At 48.6% G+C, this 812-nt stretch carries 2 protein-coding genes; both read left to right on the top strand.

From position 1 onward, the window contains the following. Positions 1-42: 42 nt before the first annotated feature. A complete protein-coding gene (locus ACTHUM_RS15975) occupies positions 43-333 on the top strand; it encodes a YciI family protein (RefSeq protein WP_107792352.1) in 291 nt (96 codons plus the stop codon). After that, positions 330-602 carry a BolA family protein gene (locus tag ACTHUM_RS15970; RefSeq protein ID WP_070460214.1) on the top strand — a complete coding sequence of 91 codons (273 nt, stop codon included), beginning with the start codon at positions 330-332 and terminating at the stop codon, positions 600-602. The genes ACTHUM_RS15975 and ACTHUM_RS15970 overlap by 4 nt, the downstream gene beginning before the upstream one ends. The last annotated feature ends 210 nt before the right edge of the window (positions 603-812 follow it).

Genomic DNA, 812 nt, shown 5'->3' with positions numbered 1-812 from the left:
GGGTATGTATCTGATGCGTTTCCAGCCTAAGGAGGATCAATAATGGAATATTTCATGCTTTTGGCAACTGATGCCGAAGATGTCCACGAAGCACGCATGGCAGTACGCCCTGCTCATTTAGCACGCTTAGAAGAATTGAAAGCGCAAGGCCGTCTGCTGACTGCAGGCCCCAATCCTTTACCAGATAATCCAGAACGCGTTTCCGGCAGCCTGATTGTGGCTCAATTCGAATCTTTGGACGCTGCACAAGAATGGGCTGAACAAGACCCTTACGTCGATGCCGGCGTATACGCAGAAGTATTGATTAAACCCTTTAAAGCCGTATTCAAATGAGCAATATGCGTCAAATTATCGAGGAACGCCTGCAGGCGCTTGAGCCTGAGTTCTTCGATTTTGAAGATGAAAGCCACCTGCACGCCGGCCATGCCGGTAATAAAGGCGGCGGGCATTACGCCATAGTGGTGGTCAGCAACGCATTTGAAAACATTGGCCGCCTCCAGCGGCAACGTATGATTAAGCAGCTTTTACAGGACTTGTTTTCAGACGGCCTGATTCATGCACTCAGTATCAAAGCAGCCACGCCGGACGAATACTTCCATTAAGATTACTGCCCAAACTTTGATTTCCAATCATTAATTTAAAAGAGAAATACGATGAAAAAAACCTACTTTGCTTCAGCCTTGATGCTTGCTCTGACTTCCGGCACCCTGTTTGCCCAAACTTTGGTGACCGTCAACGGCCAAGCCATCGACAGCAGCGTTATCGATGACCAAATCGCTTCCGTACGCGCCAGCAACCCGAACGTTCAAGAC

The organism is Neisseria sp. P0021.S006, assembly GCF_051956895.1.
This window is presented reverse-complemented; position numbering and strand designations above follow the sequence as displayed.

Coding starts and splice junctions, on each gene's coding strand:
- ACTHUM_RS15975 (WP_107792352.1), top strand. CDS start 43: ATGGAATATTTCATGCTTTTGGCAACTGATGCCGAAGATGTCCACGAA.
- ACTHUM_RS15970 (WP_070460214.1), top strand. CDS start 330: ATGAGCAATATGCGTCAAATTATCGAGGAACGCCTGCAGGCGCTTGAG.